Here is a 23345-nt window from a genome sequence, read left to right on the forward strand (position 1 = left end):
ATGGCTGGGCACGCAAGACGATTGGGGATCGAAATGCATGGCTTCCAGTGCTGTCCCACCCATCCTTGTTCTTCCCCGCTGCCTGCGCCCGGTCCTGCTCACGGTTTAGCTCCTTCGAGCAGATCGGCCGGTCGCGACGCGAGGTTGCGATGAAGCAATGTGGGTGAAAATCCCGCGTCGCGCAAGGCAGAAGCAATCTGTTCGGCCATGAACACCGATCGGTGTCGTCCGCCTGTGCAGCCGAAAGCCACATGAACATAGGCTTTGCCCTGCTCCTCGTAGCGCGGCAGCAGCAGCAGCAACAGATCGCGGATCCGGCTGAAAGCCTCGGCAAATGCGGGATCGGTGCGGATGTAGTCGCCCACCGCGGCATCCTGTCCGGTCCGCGGGCGCAGGGCATCAACCCAGTGCGGGTTGGCCAGAAACCGCATGTCGAAAACCAGATCGGCAAGGGGCGGGGTGCCGCGCGAAAATCCGAAGCTGCTGATCGTCAGCGTGGTGGGCGCACCCGTTTCCTGACCGAACTGTGCCCGAATCGCCGCTTGCAGATCATTGCTGGTATAGTTCGTGGTGCTGATGACCACATCGGCCCAGCGGCGCAGCGGCTCCAGCAGCTCGCGCTCGGCGGCGATGCCCACGGCGGCGGGCTTGTCCTCGCTCATCGGATGGCGACGGCGTGTTTCGTTGTAGCGCCGTTCCAGCTCGGTGCCTGCGCAATCCAGGAACAGGGTCGTGATCTGAAGGTCGGGCCGCTGCGACAGCGCCTTGACCAGCCGGATGGTGCGCGCCGGATCAAAACCGCGCGTGCGCGTGTCGAAACCGATGGCCATAGGCGCGCCCGCCTCGATCCCCACCTCGCTCCGCGCCGAACCGGGTTCGGTCTCCAGCAGACGGTCAAGCAGGCGGATCGGGAAATTGTCGATGGCTTCCCAGCCCAGATCCTCCAGCGTGCGCAGCGCCGTCGTCTTGCCCGCGCCCAGCATTCCGGTCACGAGCAGGATGCGCTGGGGTGAAGGATTGCGGATCATCTCGTTGTGCCTGCCTATTGGTCCGGATGAACGCCCGGCCCCCTGCCATGCTGCTTTGCGCGCTTCCGCAGGGCTTGGGAAGTCCGCATTGCCAACTCATTCCTGTCAGGCGTGGTCCAGCCCATACTGGCGCAGCGCCAGCTCCGCCTTCAGGGCCAGAACCGGGCTGGACGGCCACAGCCGCACCAGTGGCAGTTCCACCCCCAGAAGGCGCGTCCGTTCGGCCGCTTCGATGAACCTTTCCGCCGCATCGTCAAGGCGGATCACCAGCGCCACCGGCACCGGGGCCGAGACCGGCAAGTCCACAAGGCCCAGGTTGCGCACCTCCAGCTTGCCCGCAATCGCAGGATGCGGCGCCGCCACCAGCCTTGCGTCTGCCGCACGGAGCATCACGCCATCATCACCCACCAGCACTGCCCCCCGATCGATCAGGGCCAGGGCCAGGCTCGATTTACCCGATCCCGGCGCGCCATCAATCAGCAGGCCCCGCCCGCCCACGGCAACGCACGAGAACTGCGCCGCGCGAAGTCCATCACCTTCGCTCATTCGTCGGCCTCAACATCCAGCGGCACGCTCAGCACCAGCCATGCGCCGCGCTTTCCGTCCGGCCGGTCGGCAATCGTCAGTGTGCCGTCGTGGGCTTCGGCAATCGTGCGGGCAATGGCAAGCCCCAGGCCGCTGTGCGCGCCGAAGGCTTCCTCGACAGGGCGCACCGAATGGAACCGCTCGAACACCTTCTCGCGCTCGCTCTCAGGAATGCCCGGCCCCTCGTCGACAACGGCGATATGGGCCGCCTCGCCATCTCCCCAGACGATCACTTCCACCACGCCTCCTGGCGGCGAGAACGAGACCGCATTGTCCAGCAGGTTTTCCAGAACGCGCTCAAGCCGCGCGGCATCGCCGGGCACCACACAATCGCCGCCGTCGCGGCGCAGGCGGACCGGCACCGATCCGCGCGTGCGCACATCGCGCGCGCCCACCACCTGCGCGGCAAGCGCTGCCAGATCAACCGGCAGGAAGGTCGCCCGGCTCAGCTCGGCATCGATCCTGCTGGCATCCGCGATTTCGGTAATCAGGCGGTCGATCCGCTGCACGTCGTGGGCGGCAATGTCGGCAAGCTGGCGGCGCAGCCCCGCATCCTCCACGCGCTGCATGGTCTCCAGCGCGCTCGACAGCGATGCCAGCGGGTTCTTCAGCTCGTGCGCCACATCGGCAGCAAAGGTTTCCACCGCGTCGATGCGCTGGCGCAGCGCGGTCGTCATGTCGGATACCGCGCGCGCCAGCAGGCCGATTTCATCGCCCCGTTCGGGCAGGCGCGGCACCACCACTTCGCGCTCGCGGCCCAGCCGCACCCGCACTGCCGCCCGCACCAGCGCGCGCAGCGGCTGCACGATGGTTCGCGCCAGATAGAGCGAAAGCTGCACCGAAAGCAGCAGCGCAAGGCCGATGATGATGACCAGCGTCTGGCGCGCATCGCGCACCGACTGCGTGATGTCGAGCGCATTGCGCAGCGAAAGCAGAACCTCACCCTGTGCGCCCACCGGGGTTGCCGCAGTGATGATCGGGGTGCGATCGGGCGCATAGCGCAGGTAGACTGCGGTCTGGCCGGAGGTGCGCGCCGCCTGTATTTCGGGCCATGAACCGGCGGGGCGCTCGGCTGTATCGCTGTAGCGTTCGATCACAGGCGCATTGACGATGAAATCCACCCCCCGATCCAGCCAGCGCGCCGCCTGCTGATACCACGGCTCGCTTTCCGGATCGATCAGCGCGAAGGACGGCGGCGCCAGCGCGAAACTGTCGGCCAGCAGGTGACTCTCCCCGTCGTAAAGCCGCAGCCGCAGCATCTGCTTGGTGCCGATCCGGACAAGCAACTGGCGGCGACGCGCCGCGTCTGCCCCTTCCAGCGCTTCGGCGGCGATCTCCGCCTCGGCCCGCGCCAGCTTGAAGCGCTCCTCGATAAGCTGCTTGCGATAGCTGTCGAGATAGAAGAAGCCCCCTGCCAGCAACGCCAGCGCGATCACGTTGACAAACAGGATGCGGGTGGTGAGCGAGACCCCGCGAATGCGCCACAACTGGCGAAGCCGTCCGCCCCCCCGGTCGCGTGACGGATGAGCCGCGGCGCTATTGTTCGTCGGCAAAGCTGTAGCCTGCACCATAGAGCGTCTCGATCGCGCCGAAGCCTGCATCCACCGCGCGGAACTTGCGACGCAGGCGCTTGATGTGGCTGTCGATCGTGCGGTCATCGACGAAAACATCGTCGTGATAGGCCGCATCCATGAGCTGGTTGCGCGTCTTGACCACGCCCGGCCGCAGCGCCAGCGCCTCAAGAATCAGGAACTCGGTCACGGTCAGCGACACGGCCTGCCCGTTCCAGGTCACGGCATGGCGCGCGGGATCCATGACCAGACGTCCCCGGCGGATCGCTTCGGGCAGAGGTTCGCCTTCCTGCGCCTCCTGCGCCGCCTCGCGCCGCACGATCTCGCTCCGGCGCAGGATCGCCCGGATCCGTGCCACCAGCAGCCGGTGGCTGAAAGGCTTTGCAATGTAATCGTCGGCCCCCATCGAAAGGCCCAGCGCCTCGTCGGCCTCATCGTCCTTGCTGGTCAGGAAGATCACCGGCAGATCGCTTTTCTCGCGCAGCCGTCGCAGCAGCTCCAGACCGTCCATGCGCGGCATCTTGATGTCGCACACGGCAAGGTCGGGCGGGTTGTCGAGCAGGGCTTTGAGCGCGGTATCGCCATCGTTGTAGAGCCGGGTGGCAAAGCCTTCGGTCTGGAGGGCGATCGAAACCGTGGTCAGGATGTTGCGGTCATCATCGACCAGCGCGATCGTGCGCGCAGCTTCGGGGGCATCCGGGCGGGCGGGCTGGGTGCTGGCCATTGCCTCATCGGGCATACCGGCTGGCGCGGCACCTTGCAACGTGCCCGCATGATCCTTCACCATGGCCGTCGCGTCATCGCGGCGCAAAGGGCGCGGCCCAAGGCGGGGGCGAGTGTGGGGCGGCGCCATGTTGTCAGACAAGATCGAAAGTTGCACGCCGCGCAACTTGCTGCGCAAAAATCTTCATTGTCGCTGCGGATTTGACGCAGCAAATGCAGCGCACTATGCGCGGTTCGAGAATCAGCGCATTCGTATTCGCAAACCGTGTGCCGGATGGACGCCCGCTTTCTGGCGACCGCCTCGGCACCGCAACCGGAGGCCCGCAAGTGTCCGATACCAGCCTGAACGTATCCCTCGCCAGCCAGGGTTTCCCGCAGCCGGCGGAACTGTTCGCCAATCTCGGCACCGCCCCTCTGGTCGAACACGCGGTCCGCAACGGTGAAGGGCTGCTCTGCGTCGACGGACCACTGGTGGTCGAAACCGGCAAGCACACCGGCCGTTCGGCGAAGGACAAGTTCATCGTCCGCGATGCGACGACCGAGGACACCGTGTGGTGGGGCAAGACCAACGTGGCAATGACGCCCGACCACTTCGCCGCGCTCAAGGCCGATTTCCTCAAGGCGCTGTCGGAAAAGAACCGCCTCTACGTGGCCGATCTGTTCGGCGGTTCGCAGCCTGAACACCGCGTCAACGTGCGCGTCATCAATGAACTGGCATGGCACAACCTGTTCATCCGCACGCTGCTGGTGCGTCCCACGGCCGAAGAGCTCGTCTCGTTCGTTCCCGAATACACCATCATCGACCTGCCCAGCTTCCGCGCCGATCCCGCGCGCCACGGCTGCCGCAGCGAAACCGTGATCGCGGTCAACTTCACCGAAAAGCTGATCCTCATCGGCGGCACGGCCTATGCCGGCGAAATGAAGAAGTCGGTCTTCGGCATTCTCAATTACCTCCTTCCGGCCAAGGGCGTCATGCCGATGCACTGCTCGGCCAATGTCGGCCCCGATGGCAAGACCGCCGTGTTCTTCGGCCTTTCGGGCACCGGCAAGACCACGCTTTCGGCCGATGCCAGCCGCACGCTCATCGGTGATGATGAACATGGCTGGTCCGATACGGCCGTCTTCAACTTTGAAGGCGGCTGCTATGCCAAGATGATCCGCCTTTCGGCCGAAGCCGAACCGGAAATCTTCGCCACGACCAAGCGGTTCGGCACGGTGCTCGAAAACGTCGTGATCGACCCCATCACGCGCAAGATCGATCTTGATGACAACCGCCTTGCCGAAAACAGCCGCGGCTCCTACCCGATCGACTTCATCCCGAACGCTTCGGAAAAGAACCTCGGCCCGGTTCCGGCAAACCTCATCTTCCTCACCGCCGATGCCTATGGCGTCCTGCCGCCGATCGCGCGCCTCACGCCCGATCAGGCAATGTATCACTTCCTTTCGGGCTATACCGCACGCGTTGCGGGCACCGAAATTGGCGTGACCGAACCGGAAGCCACCTTCTCCACCTGCTTCGGCGCACCCTTCATGCCGCGCCATCCCTCGGTCTATGGCAACCTCCTGAAGGAGCGCATCGCCAAGGGCGGGGTCAAGTGCTGGCTCGTCAACACCGGCTGGTCCGGCGGCAAGGCCACGATGGCAGGCATCAAGCGCATGCCGATCAAGGCCACGCGCGCCTTGCTCAACGCCGCGCTCGACGGCAGCCTCAACAACGCCACCTTCCGCAAGGATCCCAATTTCGGCTTCGAAGTTCCGGTCGAGGTTCCCGGTGTGGAAACCCGTCTGCTCGATCCGCGCGGCGCGTGGGCGGATGCAGAGGAATACGACAAGACCGCTCAGGAACTGGTCCGGAAGTTCGTCGACAACTTTCAGCAGTTTGCCGATCACGTCGACCAGTCGGTGCGCGATGCCGCGCCCGCTGCGGCCTGATCCGGACTTTCCCCCAGTCTCTGACAACTGCGAGGCCCCCGTGCGGGGCCTCGTTCCGTTTGGGCCAGCAACTGGCCGGACATGACCTGTTACCGCGTCATTACACGGCATGGCCGGATGACATCTGGCTGGCATGAAACTGTAAAGCCCCGGTCATCCCATCACGCTAACTTGGCGGGATGGAAGGATCATCATGAGCGCAGTGCTGCCGGCATCATCCCTGCGCACATCGTCAACGGGCAAAGGACCGGCCGCTGCGTCCCCGGAACGACGCCTCACGGTCCGCCTCGCCCGCGATGCCGACGATCTGCGCGCAGTGCAGAAACTGCGCTGGACGGTGTTCTTTGCCGAGCGCGGGGCCGGTGCTGTTGCGCAGGCCAACGATGCCGCACCGCTCCTCGACCGCGACAAATACGATGACCTTTGCGATCACCTGCTGGTCATCGATGAGGCCGCCGATGGCGCAGCGCCTGACCCAGCCAACGTCGTTGGCACATACCGGCTTCTGCGCGAAAGCGTGGCCCGCGCGCACGATGGCTTCTATTCGGCCGGAGAATACGATCTTTCGCCGCTTATCGGTGGCGCTTCGCGTCCGGCGGGTGAACTGCTCGAACTCGGCCGATCATGCGTGCTGCCTGCCTATCGCACCAGCGCAACCATCGCCCTGCTCTGGCGCGGCATTTCCGAATACATTGCCGCAAACCGCATTGCCCTGATGTTCGGCTGCGCTTCGTTTGCTGGCACCGACCCGGCGGTTCATGCCGCACCACTTTCGTGGCTCCATCACCACCACCTCGCCCCAGAAGCGATCCGGCCGCGCGTTCATGCCGGGCTTGGCTCGCGCATGGATCTGCTCGCCCCCGGACAATACGATCCGCGCGCCGCGATGCTCACGCTGCCCCCGCTGATCAAGGGCTACCTGCGCACGGGTGCCTGCTTTGGCGACGGGGCGTTCATCGACCACGCCTTCAATACCGTGGACGTCTGCGTGGTCATGCCGGTCGCGCGCATAACAGCGCGCTATGCGGCCCGCTTCAACGTGGCATCCTGATCGGCAATCCGTTCGGCCAGCCGCGCGGCAATGACCGCTTCGGCGCGGCGCGCGGCGGCCTTGCGGTCAGTCGCCGAAAACGGCTCCTCAAACCAGATTTCCAGCCTTACGCCGCCTTCGCGGGCAAGCCTGACCGCATGGGGAAGCAGCAGGGCATCGCCCAGCCATGCTGCCAGCCTCCGGTCGCGCGCCGTGCGATAGACCAGTCCCACCGGCTGCACCACAAAGGGCGCCGCCTTCTGCGCAATGCGGCCAATTGAAGGGGCCGCCTCGCCGTCTGCTTGCGCCCCCATCAGGCTGCTCTGGAAACGCAGCACCCGGTCGCCCGGCCCGGTCGTGCCCTCCGGAAAGAGCACGACCCTGCGCCCTTGCGCCAGACGCGCGGCGATCTGCCCGCGGATGGCAAGCGCGCCGATCCGCGCACTGCGATCAACGAAGATGCACCCGATCCGCCGCGCACCGGCACCGATGACCGGCCAGCGCGCCACTTCCGCCTTGGCTATGAAACTGGCCTTCACCGTCCGCCCCAGAGCAACAATGTCGATCCAGGATACGTGATTGGCCAGCAGCATTGCCCCGCCCTGCACCGGGCGGCCATGCACCTCGACCCTGATCCTGAAAGCCGCGAGCACCATGGCCCAGCCTGCCTGCTCGATCCACCGGAACGGCAGGATCAGCCGCAGCAGGCCGCAAACCATGATGACCACAAGCGCAAATACCGTCCGCAACACGCGCAATCGTCCCGACCCTTGTCTGGCGGGACATTACATCTGCAATCTGACAGTCGTGCGACGCAACCAGCCGATAGCCCTTGCCCAGACAGGCCGTTCAGGCCGCCAGAAAGCGTTCGACGAAGCTGCCGATCTGCGCAAAGTTCACGCCGAGCGCACGTATCGGTTGCCCGTAACCCTTGATGTCGAGTTCTATCAGCGGATCGGGACGGAAACGGACATCGCCAAGGGCATGGAACACGTCCTGCGCAATCAGCACGTCGCAGCCCGTCTCCTTGGTCGCCGTCTCCAGACGGAAGGCAATGTTCACCGCCTCGCCCATCGCCGTGAAATCGGCTGCACCTCCGTGGCCGATGTTGCCGACAGAGGCCATGCCGGCATTGTAACCACAGCCAAACCGCAGCAGTCCGGGCGGACGGTGGCGCTTCCCGGCCACGCGGAAAATCTCCTGATAACCGCTGATCACATCCAGCACCGTCACCACGTCGCGCCGGGCAAGCGTATTGGCCGGATGCAGCCAGACCGCCATGATCGCATCGCCGATGAACTTGGTTGACCATACCCCGGCGCCATCCAGCATCGCGCCTGCCTCGCGGTTGATCTCGGCCATCAGCGCGGCAATCGCCTGCTCGCCCATTGCCGCCGAAAGCCGGGTGAAGCCGCGAATGTCGATCACCAGCGTGCTGACAAGCTGAGTGTCGACATGAAACTGCGTCTGGCCTGCCAGCGGGTCGGAAAGATCGACGGGGGCTTCGGGCTGGACCAGTTCTATCACGCACCGGCCGATCTGGATGCGGTCGCCCGAACGCAGCCGTGTCGGCCCCTGCACCGGCCGCCCGTTCAGCCAGGTTCCGTTGGTGCTCCCCAGATCGTTGAGCGTGCAATGCCCGCTGGCATTGCGGCGGATGATGGCATGTTCGCGCGAGGCAAGGCTATCGGCCAAGACCACCGTGTTTGAAGGTGCGCGTCCGAATCCGCACAGGCCGAGGCGCGCAAGCGGAATCTCGCGCTGCCCTTCACCAGCCACTATGCGCAGAAACGTATCGCACTCCTCGGTCGCCAAGGCCCCCTCCGCTGATCGCTCCTCTAGTAACGATAATGCCGCCCCTGAAATGTGCCCTATCACACTCTCGCACCGCCACTGTCCCGCAGCGGGATGGCAGGATCGGGGCCAATCGGCAACAATCGATGTCAGCGTCGGCAGGATGCGGCAGTTTCAGGCAGGGCCGCGAAAGCAGCAGGGGCCGGTCATGCGAACAGCGCGCTGGCCTTCAGCAGGTTGTAGGCTTCCACCACTTCCTGCAACCGCGCTTCGTGGCTGCGGTCGCCGCCGTTGCGGTCAGGGTGATACTTGCGCACCAGTTCGGAATAGCGGCTGCGCAGCGCGCGCCGGTCTGCGCCGTAATCCAGCTTCAGCGCATCATAGGCCTTGCGTTCGTCCGGGCTGATGCCGCGCCGCGCCGCTTCGGCTGCCTTCTGGTGGTCGGCGCGCCGCGCCCGCGCCCTCTGGGCGATTGCCTCAAGCGGATCGGCAAAATCGGCCCAGCGCGGCGCTGCATCGATCCCGGCATCGGGACGGAAGGCCCGCGTCTCGCGTTCCCAACCGGCAATCGGCGATTGCGCGCGCAGGATTTCCTCCGGCGTCATCCCCGCAAAGAAATCATAGCCCGCGTTGAACTGGCGCACATGATCGAGGCAGAACCAGCGGTAGTCGCCCGGCCCGTCAAATCCCGGCCCGCGCGCGCCCGGCGCGCGGAACTCGCCCGGCTCCTCGCATCCGGGAGCCTGGCAGACATGGCCCGTGCCTTCCACGCGCCCATGGAACCTGTCATTTCGCATCGGCTGTCCACATGGCGGCGAACGCGCTAGAAGAAAAGGCATGACCGGACCAATCGCACAGGAAATCGAACGGCTGCTGAAAGCAGCCCTTGCCCCCACCCGCCTCGCCGTCATCAACGACAGCGCATCGCATTCAGGCCACATGGGCGATGATGGCACGGGCGAATCCCACTTCACCGTGGAAATCGAAAGTGCCGCCTTCATCGGCCAGTCGCGGGTCAACCGTCAGCGCATGGTCAACAAGGCGCTGGGCGATCTGCCCGGACAGCGCGTCCACGCCCTTGCGATCAAGGCCCGCGCACCCGGTGAATGAAACACAGGTGAATGACCGCACGGCGAGCGGACGCCGCATCCGCCGTGCCGCCCGCATTCTGCTGATAGACGAGCACGACCGGCTTCTCCTCTTCCGCTTCGCGCCGAAGGACCGCCGCCCGTTCTGGTGCGGTGTGGGCGGGGAATGCGATCCGGGCGAGGATTTCCAGAGTGCGGCCCTGCGCGAAGTCTATGAGGAAACCGGCCTTCGGCTGGAAACCTGCGGCCCCGAAATCGCCCGCCGCGCCGATGACTATCTCACCCTCGAAGGCGAACCCATCACCTCGGACGAACGCTTCTTCCGCGTGGTGACGCGCAGCTTCACGCCCGACACTTCCGGCCACACCGCGATCGAGCGCGAACTGATCCACACCTTCCGCTGGTTCAGCCGCACCGAACTGGCAAACTGGCACGAACCAGTGTTCCCGGTGAACATCCTCGACCTGTTAGACACACCGCTTTGAGCCGGATTCATTTGAGCCGGTTTCAAGGGCGCGATAAACGAAGCTGCGGAACATCACCTCGCCTTCACCCGCCGCATAAAGCGCTGGACGCAGGCTGAGCAGGTTATCGATCGTGTTGGCATTGTAGCCCGTCACCTCCGAACGCACGCCATGCCGCGTCCACGTCTCGCCATCGAGACTGTAGTAGAACGTGACGATCTGCTCCTGATTGGTGATGCGCATGAACATACGCCGTGCGGCGGGGGCTGGTTCAGGCCAGTAGGATGCCTTGCCCCCGCGCCACGTCGTCATCCGGCTGCCGTCGATCCCCATGCCAAGGAACAGCCGGTCATCGAAGAACAGCAGCAGCCCCCCAGAAGCCCTGCCGCGCAGTTCAACTTCGACAGTCACCTCATAGCTGCGGTCGCCGACCTGCTGGGTAATCACCACACCGTCCGAAGGGCCATTGCCCTTGGCCCTGAGCGAGAGCGCACGACTGCCAATGGCAACGCGCGCGGCTTCGGCCGGTGCGCTGGCATAGAGGCTCCACAATGTGCCCAGACGATCCGTCTCGAACGAATCCGAATGGGCCATGCCGTGATGCTGCGCCTGCCCGTGGGGCTTGGCAAGCGGCGCCGAAAGATCACCGCCAACGGCCTTGAACCAGCCGTCAGGCGTCCACTCGACAGGCTCGAGAAGCGTCTGCCGTCCAAGGGTGTGATAGCCGTTCTCATATCCATGATAGATCATGAACCACTTGCCACCCGGCCCTTCCACGCAGGTTGCGTGCCCGCGCGACCACCACAACTCGTTCCGGGAAAGCGTACGCTGGATCGGATTGTGCGGACAGTTTTCCCACGGACCGTGAATCGATCGTGATCGTGCCGCCACAATCATGTGGCCCGTGGCTGGCCCGCTTGTCCCGCCGACAGCGTTGACGAGATAGAAGAAGTCCCCCTTGCGGAAAAGTTTGGGGCCTTCCGGCGCGAAGGCTTCGGTGATCCAGTCATCGGGATAACGCCATGCCTCATAGACCGTCTCGATCGGTCCATCCGTGGCCAGACCGTCGGCGGTAAGGCGCACGCGCTTGCCATCGTTGAAGAAAACGTAGCGGTGCCCGTCTTCCCCCACCACATGGCCGGGATCGATCAGACCTCCCACCTTGAGATCAATCGGATCGCTCCATGGCCCCTCCATGGACGGCGCGTGAATGACGAATGTATTCGCAAAGCTCGGCAGATCGGGCGACCACGGGGCCTTCATGAACGGGATGTAGATGAAATACCGCCCGTCATGTTTGGCAATATCAACAGCAAATACCGTGCCCAGCGGCTTTGCAAGGGCCGGGCCGACGGGACGCCAGTTCACCAGATCGCGCGAATGCCAGATCAGCAGGCCGGGAGCGGAATCGAACGACGAGTGCGTCATGTAATAATCGTCGCCGTCCTTCAGCACCGAAGGGTCGGGATAATCGCCCGCCAGAACCGGATTCAGGAACCGGCCATCCCCTAGATCGGCAATGCGCTGTCCTTCGATGCCGACGCGCCAGCACGGCCCCGCATCGTGCGCTTCAGGTTTGCAGGCAGCGCCCGTCTTCCTTGATCCGGAGGCCGCCGAAGCAGGTCCGCACATGCCCAAGGTGCCCAGAACGCCAAGCTTAATTGCTGATCTGCGAGATTCCAAACGCCCCTCCAAATTAGATTATTACTTCTAATATTGGGCGTTTCATGGTTCAGATGCAACAGTGAAATGGACCGGCACAACAGGAACCACCGTGAAAACGACTGGCGTAGGGCCGCGAAGCCTGACACCATGTCCTTAATGGGTCGGTTAAGACTCGCTTGACACGGGAAATCAGGCGGATGGCATTTGCGGGGCTGGTGGTGTGGATTACCGGGGCGTCCTCCGGCATCGGTGCGGCGCTGGCGAGGGCGCTGGCGCGCGAAGGCGCGCTGCTTGTCCTTTCGGGGCGCAACGAGGCAGCGCTGGCCGAAGTTGCCGATCAGTGCGGTGATGCGCTGGTCCTGCCCTTCGAGGCGACCGACTATGCCGCCGCTGCCCGTGCAGCCGATCAGGCATGGGCATGGCAGGGCCGCGTCGACATGCTGGTGAACAACGCTGGCATCTCGCAGCGCTCGCTGGCCGTGAACACGGCCTTTCCGGTCTATGAGCGCATCATCGCGGTCGATCTGCTCGCGCCCATCGCGCTGACGCAGGCGATGCTGCCGCGCATGGCCGAACGCGGGTCCGGCAGGATCGTCATGGTATCGAGCATCGCAGGCAAGGTCGGCTCGCCCATGCGCACCGGCTACAGCGCGGCCAAGTTCGGCCTGTTCGGCTATTCCGATGCCCTGCGCGCCGAAGTGGCGGGTCTTGGCCTCAAGGTGCACGTGATTGCACCCGGCTCGATCCGCACCGATGTTTCGCGCAATGCCGTCACCGCCGATGGTTCACGCCGCGGAATCAGCGATGCCGCCATCGAGAACGGCCTCGATCCCGATCAGGCCGCGCGCCAGATGCTCGATGCCATCGCGGTCGACGAGCGCGAGATCATCATGGGCGAAGGCATGGAGAAGGAAATCGGCGAACTGCGCCGCACACCGGATGCCCTGCACGATCGCATGGCCGCGGTCGTTGCCGCCGGCTATGCCCAACGCATGAACGAGGAAGCCCCCGAATGACCGACTTGACCCTTGTGAAACTTGCCAGCGGCATCGAACTCGACGTGTGGGATACGGGGCCAAGGGACGCCCCCGTCCTGATCTTCCTCCACGGCTTTCCCGAAAGCCACCGCACCTGGCGCCACCAGATTGCCCACCTTTCCCCGCGCTTCCGCTGCATCGCGCCCGATCAGCGCGGCTATCGCGGATCGTCCAGGCCGGAAGGGGTGGAAAACTATACCCCCGACAAACTGGTGGCCGATATCTTCCAGCTCGCCGATGCGCTGGGCGTGGGGCAATTCACCATCCTGGGCCACGACTGGGGCGGGGCGATTGCCTGGGGCGTTGCCCTGCTAGGCCAAGGCACGCGCGTGACCCGCGCGGTCATCGCCAATGCGCCGCACCCGGTGATCTTCCCCCGCCTGCTCTGGACCGATCCGCAGCAGCGTGCCGCCAGCCAATACATGCGCGCCTTCCGCGATCCTGCGAACGATGCGCTGGTGCGCGAACACGGTCTGGGCGCGCTGCTGCTCAAGGCGCTCGACTGGAAGCGCTCGCCCGCGCTCGAAGATGCCGAACGCGATGCCCTGCTGCGGGACTGGGCAAACCCCGATACCGCCATTGCCATGCTCAACTGGTATCGCGCCAGTCCGATGGCCGTGCCGCCGATGGACGCGCCCTTCGAACTGCCCGAAGGCTATGCTGATGCTCCGCTGCCCCCGCTCGCCATTCCCACGCTGGTGATCTGGGCGATGGACGACATGGCCCTGCCGCCCTGTAACCTTGACGGGATGGAGCGCCTCGTCACCAATCTCACGCTCGAAAAGGTGCACGATTGCGGCCACTTCGTGCCGTGGGAAGCGCCGCAAGCGGTCAACGCCGCGCTCGACCGGTTTCTTGGCTAGTCCAGCCCGAACCACTCCACCCACGCGCCATGGGCATGGGCGGTGCCGAGGATCCGCGGCTCCGCCCCACCGGGCCAGTATCGCACGCTCAGTTCGTGGCGGAAGGTCTGGCGGTTGGTTTCGAGCATGACCCAGGCCAGCCGGCGCGTCGTGTCGGCCCTTTGCCCTGCCGCGGCCATCATTTCCTCGATCCGGGTGCGGGTTTCCCCCGGCAGATATTGCCAGACGATGGAGTGGAACACGACCCGCGTCGTGCCTTCTGCCTGCGGCGCGGCAAGACGCCGTGCGACAAACTCGGCCGCGTCCATCGGCAGCACGTCGGGCGCCTTGCGGCCTGCCAGCGCGATGGCGGCATCGATCCGTCCGATCCGTTCGGTCACTTCCGCCCAGACATAGGACTTGAGCCGCAGCGCCGCTTCCGGATCGGCAAGGTTCACCGGCGCACGGTCGCACCCTCTGATCCCGGTGATTTCAACCCCTGCCTGCGGCGGTGGCGGCCCGCGCCATTCCGGTATGATGCGCATGGGCGATTCTTCCGGTCCGGCCCTTGTCCCGCCCAGATCGAAGAAGAAGCGCTCCATCATCGTGTTGACGCCCGCGCTTGCGCCCAGTTCGTTCAGTTCGAAGTGCGGCCCCAGCCGCTGCGAAAGCCACAGCAGCGCAGCCATGATCGAGGCCGAACGCCCCGCCTCGTTGGTCTGCGGCGGTCCGTCTAGCCATGGCAGAAGGTCCGCGTCATGTTCGCGCGTGACCGACAGCACCAGCGCATCAACCTCTGCCTGATCGGTCAGTTCGCCGCGATAGACCGGACCAAGGCGCGTATCCCGGCCCGTCAGCACAAGGTTATGGTGTCCGCCCGCAAGCCGCAGCGGCAGCGCGTCCTCCAGCGGCTTTCCCGGCCAGGAAGCGATTCGCCTGCCCACCTGCGTTGCCCCGTCCAGCAGGCGCAGTTGCGCCCGCACCACGCGGCCCGTGCAGGGCGCACCGTTGTTCGCGGCGTGATCTGCCTGCCATTCTATGGCTCTTGCGACTTCTTCGATCTCCATGATCGGGTTCATTTGGTTGCCCTTTGCGCAGCCCTGCCATATGGGCGGCGGGTTATGTCCACCGCCGCACCGCTCGTTTTCGCCCTGCCCAAGGGCCGCATCCTCGACGAGGCCCTTCCACTGCTGGAGAAGGCCGGGATCGTGCCCGAAGCCGATTTCTTCAACAAGGCTTCGCGTGCGCTGTCCTTTGCCACGAACCGGCCCGACGTGAAGATCATCCGCGTCCGCGCGTTTGATGTGGCAACTTTCGTGGCCCATGGCGCGGCCCATGCCGGCATTGTCGGATCGGACGTGATCGACGAGTTCGATTATGCCGATCTCTATGCGCCGGTCGATCTTGATATCGGCCACTGCCGCCTGTCGGTGGCGGAACCCGTCGCCATGGTGGAAAGCGGGGCCAATGCCCGCGAAAGCCACGCCCGCGTCGCCACGAAATATCCCAACCTCACCCGCCGCCACTTCGAAAAGCTGGGCGTGCAGGCCGAAGTGGTCAAGCTCAACGGCGCGATGGAACTCGCCCCGTCGCTGGGCCTTGCCAGCCGTATCGTCGATCTCGTCTCCACCGGGCGCACGCTCAAGGAAAACGGCCTTGTCGAAACCAGCCGTATCATGCCCGTATCGGCCCGGCTGATCGTCAACCGCGCCGCCTTGAAGACCGACAGCGCCCGCCTCGGCGCGCTGGTTGATGCCTTCCGCGCGCTCGTGGCGGAAAGGCAGGCTGCCTGATGCTGCGCCTCCACTCCGGCGATCCCGATTTCGCCCGCGACTTCGCCCGCCTCGTCAAGGACCGGCGCGAAAGCGATGAAAGCGTGGCGCGCGATGTGCAGACCATCATTGAGGACGTGCGACTGCGCGGCGGTGATGCGCTGGCCGAATATACCGCCCGCTTCGATGGCCATGCCCCGGCCGCGGATGGCTGGCGCATCAGCGCCGAGGAGTGCCGCGAGGCTTTCGATGCGCTCAAGCCCGATCTGCGCGCCGCGCTGGAACTCGCCGCGCAGCGCATCCGCGATTATCACCGCGCCCAGTTGCCCGAAAACCGCGACTACACCGACGAGGCCGGAATGCGGCTCGGCGCGCGCTGGAGCGCGGTGGACGGTGCCGGTCTCTATGTGCCCGGCGGGCGGGCGGCCTATCCCTCCTCGCTGCTGATGAACGCCATCCCCGCCAAGGTAGCGGGCGTCGGGCGGCTGGTCGTCGTCACTCCCACGCCCAAGGGTGAGGCAAACCCGCTGGTTCTGGCCGCCGCCCACCTTGCCGGAGCCGACGAAGTGTGGCGCGTCGGCGGCGCGCAGGCGATTGCCGCGCTTGCCTATGGAACCGAACGGATCAGGCCGGTCGATGTCATCACCGGCCCCGGCAATGCCTGGGTGGCAGAGGCCAAGCGCCAGCTTTTCGGCGTTGTCGGCATCGACATGGTTGCCGGCCCTTCGGAAATCCTTGTCATTGCCGATGCTAGGAACGATCCGCAGTGGATCGCGGCAGACCTGCTGAGCCAGGCCGAACATGATCCCGTCGCGCAATCCATCCTCATCACCGATGATGCCGCCTTTGCCGATCAGGTGGCAGACATGGTGGGCGTCGAGATCGCCATGCTGCCTACCGCGCGCGTCGCCAAGGCAAGCTGGGACAATCACGGCGTCATCATTGTGGTAGATTCGCTGGATGAAGCCCCCGCGCTTGCCAATGCGCTGGCCGCTGAACATGTGGAGATCGCCACCGACGATCCGCAAAGCCTGTTCGACCGCATCCGCCATGCCGGTTCGGTGTTCCTTGGCCGGATGACCCCCGAAGCCGTCGGCGATTATATTGCCGGGCCGAACCATGTCCTGCCCACAGGGCGCCGTGCGCGCTTCGCGTCGGGCCTTTCCGTTCTGGATTTCATGAAACGCACCAGCTTCATCGCCGCCTCGGATGCGGCGCTTGCCGCAATCGGCCCCGCTGCCATCGCCCTTGCCGAGGCCGAGGGCCTTGCCGCCCACGCGCGCTCCATCGAACTGAGGCTTGGCCTGTGACCCAGATTTCCGGAAAGGCCCGCGCCGCCGCGCGGCTCGCTGCCGTTCAGGCACTCTATCAGATCGACATGGAGCGCACCCCGCTCCACCTTCTGCTGGACGAGTTCCACCAGCACCGGCTGGGCGCCGAAATCGAGGATGTCGAATACCTCAAGGCCGATGTCGCATTCTTCGATGATGTGGTGAAGGGCGTCGATGCCCGCCGCAACGAGATCGACCTGCTGCTCTCGGCCAAGCTGGCCAAGGGCTGGTCGCTGGCCCGGCTCGACAAGACCATGCTCCAGATCCTGCGCGCCGGTTCCTATGAACTGCTCGCCCGCAAGGACGTGCCCGTGGCCACGGTCATCACCGAATATGTCGATGTGGCCCATGCCTTCTTCGAGGACCGCGAAGCCAAGTTCGTGAACGGCGTGCTTGATGCCGTGGCGAAGGACGTGCGCTAGGAGACTTGCCTCTCGTGCGGCCGCCCCGCCGCGTCCCACGTCAGAACCACATCCTCAGGCCCACCACCGCGCTGACCTGTGATGGCGATTCGCCATCGGCACGGGCAAAGCCCGCCGTGCGGCCCAGCTTGCGTTCCCAGTGAACGCCCACATAGGGCGCAAACTCGCGCGCGAACTCGTAGCGCACCCTCGCGCCCAGTTCGATTTTCTCGATGCCTGCCCCGATGCCCAGTTCGGGCACGTCCTGCGCCGCCACGTCTATCTCGATGGCGGGCTGGAAGATCAGCCGTTGCGTAAGCCGCATGTCATGCTCGGCATCGATGCGCAGATGCACGTCACCCTTGTTCGAAACAAAGGCATGTGCGCCCACCTCGAACCAGTAGGGCGCAAGGCCGCGAAACCCTGCCACGGCATAGGTCCGGTCCGGCCCGTGGCCAAAGTCCTGCCGCACCCCCAGTTCGAAGTTCCACCAAGGATCGAAGGCATGCCGCCATGCCGCCCGCACTTCGGCGCGCTCCAGCGGCTCGCCATAAGTGCCTTCGCCTTGCGTGTCGAAGGCCAGCCGGTCGTAATCATTGCCGATCCAGCCGGTCGCCTCCCAGGCATAGCCGCCCTTTCCGTTGCGGCTGCGGTGCTCCATCCGGTCAAGGATGAGGGCATTGCCGAAAAACGCCCCTTCCCTTGAAAGGGCCGCGCGGGCGCGCATCATCCGTGCCTTGTCCCAGAAGGCATCGGCAGGATGATCGGTGGGCACGGGCGGCGGCGGAGCATTGCCCACTTCGCTGTCGGGAATGGCCAAAGCCGCTGCATGGTCCATGTGCGCGGAATGATCCGTCTGCGTCGAATGATCCATCCGGGCAGTCTCATCGCTTTGCGCTGCCTGATCCATGGCGCCCATGTCGTGCCCGGCATGGGGGTCTGGCGCGCCTGCCGGAGCGGCAGCGGGCATCTGGTGCATGGAATGATCCATGGCGCCCATGGCGCCCATGTCGTGGCCTGCGTGAGGATCGGAGGCATCCTGGGCCAGCGCCGGAGCAGAGGCCACCAGGCCCGCCGCCGTCAAGAGCGCGGCGAACGACACGGGCTTCATGCCGCGTCTCCGGCGGCCCGCACCGTCACCACGCGCATCATCCCGGCGTGCATGTGCAGCAGCATGTGGCAGTGGAACGCCCAGTCGCCCACGGCATCGGCGGTCAGATCGAAGCTCGCCTTGCCGCCGGGCAGCACATTGACGGTATGCTTGCGGGGGCGGTTGCCCGGCTCGCCCGTCACCAGTTCGAAGAAGTGGCCGTGCAGGTGAATGGGATGCGGCATCATCGTGTGATTGATGAGGTTCACGCGCACCCTTTCGCCTTCGCGAAACGGAATCGGCTGGCCGCCGCTCGAAATTGTCTGCCCGTCGATGGACCACATGTAGCGTTCCATGTTGGCGGTCAGGTTCACATCGATCTGGCGGCTGGGCGTGCGGCGGTCGGGGTTGGGCTTGCGGGATCGCAGGTCGGCATAGGTCAGCACGCGGTGCTCCACATCTTCCAGCCCGGTCGGCCGGTCGGCCAGCCGGTCGGCAGGCATCGGAGAAATCGTCGCCACGCCCGGCCCCGGCTTCACGCCGGGCGCCAGCGAAAGATCACGCATCTTCATGGAATGGCCGTCCATGCTTTCGTTCGCGGGCTTGGAAAGATCGATCTCGCCCCCTTGGCCCATGTCCATGCCGCTCATGTCCATGCCCATGTCGCGCATGGTCAGGATCGGGCGGCGGCGTTTGGGCGGAATTGCCCCTGCCATGCCGATCTGCGGCGCCAGCGTGGCGCGCACCAGCCCCGAACGGTCGATCGCCTCGGCAATGATGGCGAAGGCTGCGGCCTCGTTCGGCTGAACGATCACGTCATAAGTCTCGGCAATACCGATCTGAAACTCGTCGGTCTCAACCGGCTGCACGTCGCACCCGTCAGCCGCCACCACGGTCATGGCAAGGCCCGGTATGCGAAAGTTGAAATTGGTCATCGATGAAGCGTTGATGATCCGCAGTTTCACTCGCTCGCCCGGTGCGAACAGCGCGGTCCAGTTCGCTTCGCTGTCATGGCCATTGATGACGTAGGAATAGGTAATCCCTGTCACATCGGAAATGTCGGCCGGGTCCATGCGCATCTTCGCCCACTCCAGCCGCTCCTTCAGGTTCTGGTCCTTGCCCTTCAGCAGCCCGCCAACGGTCTGGCGCTGCCAGTTGTAATAACCGCCCATGGTCTTGAGCTTGCGCAGCTGCGTGTGCGGATCGGTCGGGCTCCAGTCGGCCAGCATCAGCACATATTCGCGCTCGAACGGCGCAGCGCCGTCAGGCTCGGCCGGGTCGATCACGATCGGGCCGTAAAGCCCCAGGGCTTCCTGCATCCCCGAATGCGAATGATACCAGAACGTGCCAGAATGCAGGATCGGAAAGTCGTAAACGAAGGTTTCGCCCGGATCGATGCCGGGAAAGGATACGCCCGGCACCCCGTCCATGTGGAAGGGCACCAGCAGCCCGTGCCAGTGGATAGAGCTTTGCTCGGCAAGGGTATTGGTCACGGCAATGCGCACGTTCTGCCCTTCGCGCAGACGGATCAGCGGGGCGGGGATCGAACCGTTCACCGCCACTGCCGCCGCGGACCGCCTGCCCACCCCGAACCTTGCCGCGCCGATTGAAAGCGCGATGCTCTCGCCCGAAAGCATGCCGCCGGTGTTGCGCCCGGCCATCGCCCCTGCCTTGCGCGCATGGCCCGCGCCGCCATGGCCGGAATGCCCCGATTGCGCCCATGCGGGCACAAGGGGTGTTGCAGCAAGCGCGCCTGCTGCGGCAAGCAGACGGCGACGATCGAGAAGAAGCGGCTTGTCCATTGCCTGCTGATACGCGGGCGCGCCGCCGATCCCTCAGGCTTTGCGCATGAAATCTTCGGAAAGCTTCTGGCGGGCGCGATAGATCCGCGTTTCCACCGCCTTTTCGCTGATGCCCAGAACCTGCGCCGCCTCGGCCATGCTCATCCCTTCCAGACGGCACAGGATGAGCGGGGTCTTGAGGTTTGCCGGAAGCGCTGCCACCGCCGCGCCGATCCGCGCCACTTCGCGCGCCGAAATCGCCGCCGCTTCCGGATCAGGCCCGGCATCGGCCACATCGCGCGCATCTTCCAGAGGCAGCGCAAAGCGCAACATGCGGCGCACCGCGCGGCGGCGCGCCCAGTCGCGGCACTTGTTGATCGTGATGCGCAGGATCCACGCACGGAACGGCCGTGCCGGATCAAACCGAGTCAGCGCCGCAAAGGCCGCAACGAAGGCTTCCTGCGTCAGGTCAAGCGCCTCGGCCTCGTCACCGGTATGATGGCGCGCCACCCGGAACACGGCCTCGCGGTGGCGGGCCATCAGGGCGGCATAGGACTGCTGCTCACCGGAAAGCGCGCGCCTGACCAGTGCGTGGTCGTCCTGGTCATCGCCGGGGCGGTTCATCGGCGTCCGAGGGCGTCTAGTGTCCGTCCGCCGATGTCAGCGCGCGGCTGATCTCGCGGTCGAAAATCGCCTGCTGCTGCGGGGTCAGCACGGCCCTCATGGCAAAGACATGGGCCAGCGTCGCCTTCTGCAATTCGCCCATCGCCATATGCGATGAATCCACTGCCCCCGTCACTTGCGGGCCGATCTTGTGCTCGCGCTCGATGGCCTTGGCCAGCGCGATGTTGGCCGCCCGCAACCGCGCATCCAGACCTTTGCGGGTCTTGGCGAAGTCCTGCTCCAACCGCCGGATTTCGCGATCCTGGTCGGGCGTCAGGTTCAGCTTTCCGTGCACAAGCTGGTGCAGTTCGCTGCCGTGGCGCGCGGGCATCCAGCCCTGCGCCAGATGGCTGGCCCCCAGCGCAACCGCGGCGGAAAGCACCGCCACCAGCACATAGCGCAGCACCGGCGCCATCAGTCCGCCAGAAGGTGCGATGGCGCGCCCGCCGGAATGCCGAACAGCGGCTCGGCCTGTGCCGGGGCCGATGGCACGACCGAGCCGAACGCGCCCACGAACGCGGCCACCAGCAGCGCGGCCGCCATCGCGCGGCGTGCATTTGCCCGCTCGCGCCGTTCCGCCAGCCCGGCAAGGACACTGCCCTCCAGTGAACCCAGCGCCGGAGGCACCGCCCGGTGGGCCAGCACCCCAAGAAGTTCATCAATATCGGCCATGGCCACCATACCCTCGTTCCACCTGCCCCCTATACGCGCGGATGCGGCAAATCCCTCATGGCAATTTTTTCCGCCTTGCACGAGGGATCGGCCAGCGCCCTGCGTAAAGCCAGCAAGATCCCGGATGAAAGGACTTCCAATGCGTCTTCTCTCGCTCCTTGCCGCACCGGCACTCGCCCTCATCGCCACCCCGGCGCTCGCCCATCCCAAGCTTGTCTCGTCAAGCCCGGCGGCGAACACCGCCGTGGCCAAGCCGACCAAGCTCACCCTGACCTTCTCGGAAGATCTCGTCGCCCCGCTTTCGGGCATCGAACTGGTCATGACCGGAATGCCCGGAATGGCAAACCACGCCCCCATGCCGATCAAGGGCTTCCAGACCGCCGTTACCGGCAAGGTGCTGACCGTGACCCTGCCCCGCCCGCTTCCCGCCGGCAGCTATGACCTGACTTGGCACGCGGTTGCGGGCGATCAGCACCGCATCGAAGGCAAATACAGCTTCACCGTCCGCTGATCGGCCGGAAGGCGAACCGCAAAGGTGGAAAGTGAGGGCCTCGTCCTGTCGCGTGCTGCGGCATGCTTCGCGCTCCTGATCGTGGCGGGATGGCCCCTGCACCGCTTGCTGCAAAACCGCCTGCTGTCTGGCCTTGAGCGAACCGGCATGGCGGTGCTGGCGATGCTTGCGGCTGCGGCTTCGGCCTGGTGGGCGCTGGAAAGCATCGCCGCGATGACCGGCACGGGCATCGCCGCGCTCGATCAGCCAACGGTCGACATGGTGCTGGCCGCAACGCCGCTCGGCAAGGTCATGGAATGGCGCCTGGTGGCGCTTTTTGCCGTGATCGCAGCGGCAGCGGCCCCGTTCAAGGCCCTGCGCTTGCCAGTGATGGGGCTGGCAGGGGCCGCCGCGCTTGCCACCATCGCCTTGACCGGGCACGCAGGGGCAAGCGAGCATGGCCTGCACCGCGCCGCCGATGCGCTGCATCTTCTGGCGGCCGCCCTGTGGATTGCCGCACTGGTCGATTTTGCCCTTGGAGCGATCTCGCGCGCCGGGCCGGATATCCCCGCGCTTGCCGCATTTGCCCGCACCGGCAGCATTGCCGTCGCCGTGCTGGTGCTGACGGGAATGGCAAACACGCTTGCCATTGCCGGATCGCTCTGGCCGCGCCCCGGCCCATGGCATGGGCTGCTGGCGCTCAAGCTCGGCCTGTTCGGGCTGATGCTGGCGCTGGCGGCCAACAACCGCTGGCGCGTGGTTCCGGCGCTCGAACGGGCACAGCCGCAGGCCATGCGCCGTCTGCGCCTTTCGGTCCTCTCGGAACTGGCCGCCGGGCTTGGCGTTGTGGGCGTCGTCGCCATGCTGGGCGTGATCGATCCCCACGGCTGAGGCAGATTGGCAATAAAGATTTCCCGCGCGGGTGCTTGACCGCTCCGGGCGATGGCGTAGCTCTCTTTGCGGCAACGACCTGCCCAAGGGAGAGTGCGAATGTTCAGCCACATTATGGTGGGCGCCGACGATATCGACGCCGCCAAGAAGTTCTACGATGCCACCTTTGCCGCCTTCGGCGGACCGGAAGCCATCATCGATCCCAAGGGCCGCCTGATCTATCAGCACAACGGCGGCCTGTTCATCGTGACCAAGCCCATCAACGGCGAACCTGCAACCGGCGCCAACGGCGGCACAATCGGCTTCCGCATGTCGCCCGAACAGGCAAATGCCTGGCACGCAGCAGGCGTCGCCAATGGCGGCACGGCCTGCGAAGACCCGCCGGGCCCGCGCGAAGGCTCGCCCTATTACCTTGCCTATCTGCGCGATCCGTCGGGCAACAAGCTCTGCGCGCTTGATATCATCGCCTGACCGGCAAGCGCAGGAAAGCACGGC

The 23345-nt window shown here is 65.4% G+C and carries 26 protein-coding genes; 12 read left to right on the top strand and 14 right to left on the bottom strand.

Features of this window, described 5'->3' with window-relative positions; translation table 11 throughout:
- Positions 1-98: 98 nt before the first annotated feature.
- The 4 genes from rapZ to DKM43_RS01550 form a co-directional block, all read right to left on the bottom strand.
- Positions 99-1028 (bottom strand): RNase adapter RapZ, encoded by a 930-nt coding sequence (rapZ, locus tag DKM43_RS01535; RefSeq protein WP_109796713.1) that lies wholly within the window; start codon positions 1026-1028, stop codon positions 99-101.
- A gap of 105 nt (positions 1029-1133) precedes the next feature.
- The gene (locus DKM43_RS01540; protein ID WP_109796714.1) at positions 1134-1574 is read right to left on the bottom strand and encodes an HPr kinase/phosphorylase; all 441 of its coding nucleotides are present in this window, start codon (positions 1572-1574) and stop codon (positions 1134-1136) included.
- A complete protein-coding gene (locus DKM43_RS01545) occupies positions 1571-3184 on the bottom strand; it encodes a sensor histidine kinase (RefSeq protein WP_109796715.1) in 1614 nt (537 codons plus the stop codon). Before DKM43_RS01545 ends, DKM43_RS01540 begins: the two co-directional genes overlap by 4 nt.
- Complete coding sequence (locus DKM43_RS01550; RefSeq protein WP_109797031.1) at positions 3150-3908, bottom strand: response regulator transcription factor; 759 nt, start codon at positions 3906-3908, stop codon at positions 3150-3152. Before DKM43_RS01550 ends, DKM43_RS01545 begins: the two co-directional genes overlap by 35 nt.
- 326 nt (positions 3909-4234) lie before the next feature.
- Between DKM43_RS01550 and DKM43_RS01555 the strand changes: the two genes are divergently transcribed.
- On the top strand, positions 4235-5839 hold the full coding sequence (locus DKM43_RS01555) for a phosphoenolpyruvate carboxykinase (protein WP_109797032.1): 1605 nt from the start codon (positions 4235-4237) through the stop codon (positions 5837-5839).
- Positions 5840-6032: 193 nt separating this feature from the next.
- Positions 6033-6890 (top strand): GNAT family N-acetyltransferase, encoded by an 858-nt coding sequence (locus DKM43_RS01560; protein ID WP_109796716.1) that lies wholly within the window; start codon positions 6033-6035, stop codon positions 6888-6890.
- On the opposite strand, the gene DKM43_RS01565 is transcribed toward DKM43_RS01560, so the two are convergent.
- The 3 genes from DKM43_RS01565 to DKM43_RS01575 all read right to left on the bottom strand — a co-directional run bounded on the left by DKM43_RS01565 (position 6860) and on the right by DKM43_RS01575 (position 9460).
- Positions 6860-7621, bottom strand: a complete 762-nt coding sequence (locus DKM43_RS01565) for a lysophospholipid acyltransferase family protein (RefSeq protein WP_145960452.1) — start codon at positions 7619-7621, stop codon at positions 6860-6862. The two genes, DKM43_RS01560 and DKM43_RS01565, sit on opposite strands and share 31 nt — an antisense overlap.
- 97 nt (positions 7622-7718) lie before the next feature.
- Positions 7719-8684 carry an adenylate/guanylate cyclase domain-containing protein gene (locus DKM43_RS01570; protein WP_145960453.1) on the bottom strand — a complete coding sequence of 322 codons (966 nt, stop codon included), beginning with the start codon at positions 8682-8684 and terminating at the stop codon, positions 7719-7721.
- Between the two features lie 185 nt (positions 8685-8869).
- The gene (locus tag DKM43_RS01575; RefSeq protein WP_109796719.1) at positions 8870-9460 is read right to left on the bottom strand and encodes a J domain-containing protein; all 591 of its coding nucleotides are present in this window, start codon (positions 9458-9460) and stop codon (positions 8870-8872) included.
- Between the two features lie 40 nt (positions 9461-9500).
- On the opposite strand from DKM43_RS01575, the gene DKM43_RS01580 reads away from it, so the two are divergent.
- The gene (locus DKM43_RS01580) at positions 9501-9773 is read left to right on the top strand and encodes a BolA family protein (RefSeq protein ID WP_109796720.1); all 273 of its coding nucleotides are present in this window, start codon (positions 9501-9503) and stop codon (positions 9771-9773) included.
- Positions 9766-10236, top strand: coding sequence for an NUDIX hydrolase (locus DKM43_RS01585; RefSeq protein WP_236632323.1), 471 nt, complete (start codon positions 9766-9768; stop codon positions 10234-10236). The genes DKM43_RS01580 and DKM43_RS01585 overlap by 8 nt, the downstream gene beginning before the upstream one ends.
- Here the strand turns inward: DKM43_RS01585 and DKM43_RS01590 are convergent.
- Positions 10219-11847, bottom strand: coding sequence for a family 43 glycosylhydrolase (locus tag DKM43_RS01590; RefSeq protein ID WP_201739746.1), 1629 nt, complete (start codon positions 11845-11847; stop codon positions 10219-10221). The genes DKM43_RS01585 and DKM43_RS01590 overlap by 18 nt on opposite strands.
- Positions 11848-12077: 230 nt before the next feature.
- Here DKM43_RS01590 and DKM43_RS01595 point away from each other — a divergent pair, with 230 nt between their 5' ends.
- Together DKM43_RS01595 and DKM43_RS01600 are read left to right on the top strand one after the other, a co-directional pair.
- Complete coding sequence (locus tag DKM43_RS01595) at positions 12078-12896, top strand: SDR family NAD(P)-dependent oxidoreductase (RefSeq protein ID WP_109796722.1); 819 nt, start codon at positions 12078-12080, stop codon at positions 12894-12896.
- A complete protein-coding gene (locus DKM43_RS01600) occupies positions 12893-13780 on the top strand; it encodes an alpha/beta fold hydrolase (RefSeq protein WP_109796723.1) in 888 nt (295 codons plus the stop codon). The genes DKM43_RS01595 and DKM43_RS01600 overlap by 4 nt, the downstream gene beginning before the upstream one ends.
- Here DKM43_RS01600 and DKM43_RS01605 read toward each other — a convergent pair.
- A complete protein-coding gene (locus tag DKM43_RS01605) occupies positions 13777-14826 on the bottom strand; it encodes a DUF2332 domain-containing protein (protein ID WP_236632324.1) in 1050 nt (349 codons plus the stop codon). The genes DKM43_RS01600 and DKM43_RS01605 overlap by 4 nt on opposite strands.
- Positions 14827-14880: 54 nt before the next feature.
- Between DKM43_RS01605 and hisG the strand changes: the two genes are divergently transcribed.
- The 3 genes from hisG to nusB are packed head-to-tail and all read left to right on the top strand — an operon-like array spanning position 14881 to position 17284.
- The gene (gene hisG / locus DKM43_RS01610) at positions 14881-15552 is read left to right on the top strand and encodes an ATP phosphoribosyltransferase (RefSeq protein ID WP_109796725.1); all 672 of its coding nucleotides are present in this window, start codon (positions 14881-14883) and stop codon (positions 15550-15552) included.
- A complete protein-coding gene (gene hisD, locus DKM43_RS01615; protein ID WP_109796726.1) occupies positions 15552-16841 on the top strand; it encodes a histidinol dehydrogenase in 1290 nt (429 codons plus the stop codon). The genes hisG and hisD overlap by 1 nt, the downstream gene beginning before the upstream one ends.
- Positions 16838-17284: a transcription antitermination factor NusB gene (gene nusB, locus DKM43_RS01620; protein ID WP_109796727.1), complete on the top strand. Its 447-nt coding sequence runs from the start codon at positions 16838-16840 to the stop codon at positions 17282-17284. The genes hisD and nusB overlap by 4 nt, the downstream gene beginning before the upstream one ends.
- A gap of 40 nt (positions 17285-17324) precedes the next feature.
- Here nusB and DKM43_RS01625 read toward each other — a convergent pair whose 3' ends face one another.
- Genes DKM43_RS01625 through DKM43_RS01645 form a run of 5 tightly spaced genes read right to left on the bottom strand, consistent with a single transcriptional unit; the run spans position 17325 to position 21469 of the window.
- Positions 17325-18374, bottom strand: a complete 1050-nt coding sequence (locus tag DKM43_RS01625) for a copper resistance protein B (protein WP_109796728.1) — start codon at positions 18372-18374, stop codon at positions 17325-17327.
- Positions 18371-20155 carry a copper resistance system multicopper oxidase gene (locus DKM43_RS01630; RefSeq protein WP_109796729.1) on the bottom strand — a complete coding sequence of 595 codons (1785 nt, stop codon included), beginning with the start codon at positions 20153-20155 and terminating at the stop codon, positions 18371-18373. The genes DKM43_RS01625 and DKM43_RS01630 overlap by 4 nt, the downstream gene beginning before the upstream one ends.
- A 33-nt stretch (positions 20156-20188) precedes the next feature.
- The gene (locus tag DKM43_RS01635) at positions 20189-20758 is read right to left on the bottom strand and encodes an RNA polymerase sigma factor (protein WP_109796730.1); all 570 of its coding nucleotides are present in this window, start codon (positions 20756-20758) and stop codon (positions 20189-20191) included.
- Between the two features lie 16 nt (positions 20759-20774).
- Positions 20775-21212, bottom strand: coding sequence for a Spy/CpxP family protein refolding chaperone (locus DKM43_RS01640; RefSeq protein ID WP_109796731.1), 438 nt, complete (start codon positions 21210-21212; stop codon positions 20775-20777).
- The gene (locus DKM43_RS01645; RefSeq protein WP_145960454.1) at positions 21212-21469 is read right to left on the bottom strand and encodes a hypothetical protein; all 258 of its coding nucleotides are present in this window, start codon (positions 21467-21469) and stop codon (positions 21212-21214) included. The genes DKM43_RS01640 and DKM43_RS01645 overlap by 1 nt, the downstream gene beginning before the upstream one ends.
- A gap of 139 nt (positions 21470-21608) precedes the next feature.
- Between DKM43_RS01645 and copC the strand changes: the two genes are divergently transcribed.
- The 3 genes from copC to DKM43_RS01660 all read left to right on the top strand — a co-directional run bounded on the left by copC (position 21609) and on the right by DKM43_RS01660 (position 23321).
- Positions 21609-21980 carry a copper homeostasis periplasmic binding protein CopC gene (gene copC / locus DKM43_RS01650; protein ID WP_109796733.1) on the top strand — a complete coding sequence of 124 codons (372 nt, stop codon included), beginning with the start codon at positions 21609-21611 and terminating at the stop codon, positions 21978-21980.
- Positions 21981-22004: 24 nt separating this feature from the next.
- Positions 22005-22850, top strand: a complete 846-nt coding sequence (locus DKM43_RS01655; protein WP_109796734.1) for a CopD family protein — start codon at positions 22005-22007, stop codon at positions 22848-22850.
- 99 nt (positions 22851-22949) lie between these two features.
- Positions 22950-23321, top strand: a complete 372-nt coding sequence (locus DKM43_RS01660; RefSeq protein WP_109796735.1) for a VOC family protein — start codon at positions 22950-22952, stop codon at positions 23319-23321.
- The last annotated feature ends 24 nt before the right edge of the window (positions 23322-23345 follow it).

This window comes from Novosphingobium meiothermophilum (genome assembly GCF_003171715.1).
In the GTDB taxonomy this organism is placed as follows: Bacteria; Pseudomonadota; Alphaproteobacteria; order Sphingomonadales; family Sphingomonadaceae; genus Novosphingobium; species Novosphingobium meiothermophilum.

Excerpts from the sequence above, each read along its gene's own strand:
- rapZ (WP_109796713.1), bottom strand. The coding sequence starts at position 1,028 with ATGATCCGCAATCCTTCACCCCAGCGCATCCTGCTCGTGACCGGAATG.
- DKM43_RS01540 (WP_109796714.1), bottom strand. The coding sequence starts at position 1,574 with ATGAGCGAAGGTGATGGACTTCGCGCGGCGCAGTTCTCGTGCGTTGCC.
- DKM43_RS01545 (WP_109796715.1), bottom strand. The coding sequence starts at position 3,184 with ATGGTGCAGGCTACAGCTTTGCCGACGAACAATAGCGCCGCGGCTCAT.
- DKM43_RS01550 (WP_109797031.1), bottom strand. The coding sequence starts at position 3,908 with ATGGCCAGCACCCAGCCCGCCCGCCCGGATGCCCCCGAAGCTGCGCGC.
- DKM43_RS01560 (WP_109796716.1), top strand. The coding sequence starts at position 6,033 with ATGAGCGCAGTGCTGCCGGCATCATCCCTGCGCACATCGTCAACGGGC.
- DKM43_RS01575 (WP_109796719.1), bottom strand. The coding sequence starts at position 9,460 with ATGCGAAATGACAGGTTCCATGGGCGCGTGGAAGGCACGGGCCATGTC.
- DKM43_RS01580 (WP_109796720.1), top strand. The coding sequence starts at position 9,501 with ATGACCGGACCAATCGCACAGGAAATCGAACGGCTGCTGAAAGCAGCC.
- DKM43_RS01590 (WP_201739746.1), bottom strand. The coding sequence starts at position 11,847 with ATGTGCGGACCTGCTTCGGCGGCCTCCGGATCAAGGAAGACGGGCGCT.
- DKM43_RS01595 (WP_109796722.1), top strand. The coding sequence starts at position 12,078 with ATGGCATTTGCGGGGCTGGTGGTGTGGATTACCGGGGCGTCCTCCGGC.
- DKM43_RS01600 (WP_109796723.1), top strand. The coding sequence starts at position 12,893 with ATGACCGACTTGACCCTTGTGAAACTTGCCAGCGGCATCGAACTCGAC.
- DKM43_RS01605 (WP_236632324.1), bottom strand. The coding sequence starts at position 14,826 with ATGGAGATCGAAGAAGTCGCAAGAGCCATAGAATGGCAGGCAGATCAC.
- hisG (WP_109796725.1), top strand. The coding sequence starts at position 14,881 with ATGTCCACCGCCGCACCGCTCGTTTTCGCCCTGCCCAAGGGCCGCATC.
- hisD (WP_109796726.1), top strand. The coding sequence starts at position 15,552 with ATGCTGCGCCTCCACTCCGGCGATCCCGATTTCGCCCGCGACTTCGCC.
- DKM43_RS01625 (WP_109796728.1), bottom strand. The coding sequence starts at position 18,374 with ATGAAGCCCGTGTCGTTCGCCGCGCTCTTGACGGCGGCGGGCCTGGTG.
- DKM43_RS01630 (WP_109796729.1), bottom strand. The coding sequence starts at position 20,155 with ATGGACAAGCCGCTTCTTCTCGATCGTCGCCGTCTGCTTGCCGCAGCA.
- DKM43_RS01635 (WP_109796730.1), bottom strand. The coding sequence starts at position 20,758 with ATGAACCGCCCCGGCGATGACCAGGACGACCACGCACTGGTCAGGCGC.
- DKM43_RS01640 (WP_109796731.1), bottom strand. The coding sequence starts at position 21,212 with ATGGCGCCGGTGCTGCGCTATGTGCTGGTGGCGGTGCTTTCCGCCGCG.
- DKM43_RS01645 (WP_145960454.1), bottom strand. The coding sequence starts at position 21,469 with ATGGCCGATATTGATGAACTTCTTGGGGTGCTGGCCCACCGGGCGGTG.
- copC (WP_109796733.1), top strand. The coding sequence starts at position 21,609 with ATGCGTCTTCTCTCGCTCCTTGCCGCACCGGCACTCGCCCTCATCGCC.
- DKM43_RS01660 (WP_109796735.1), top strand. The coding sequence starts at position 22,950 with ATGTTCAGCCACATTATGGTGGGCGCCGACGATATCGACGCCGCCAAG.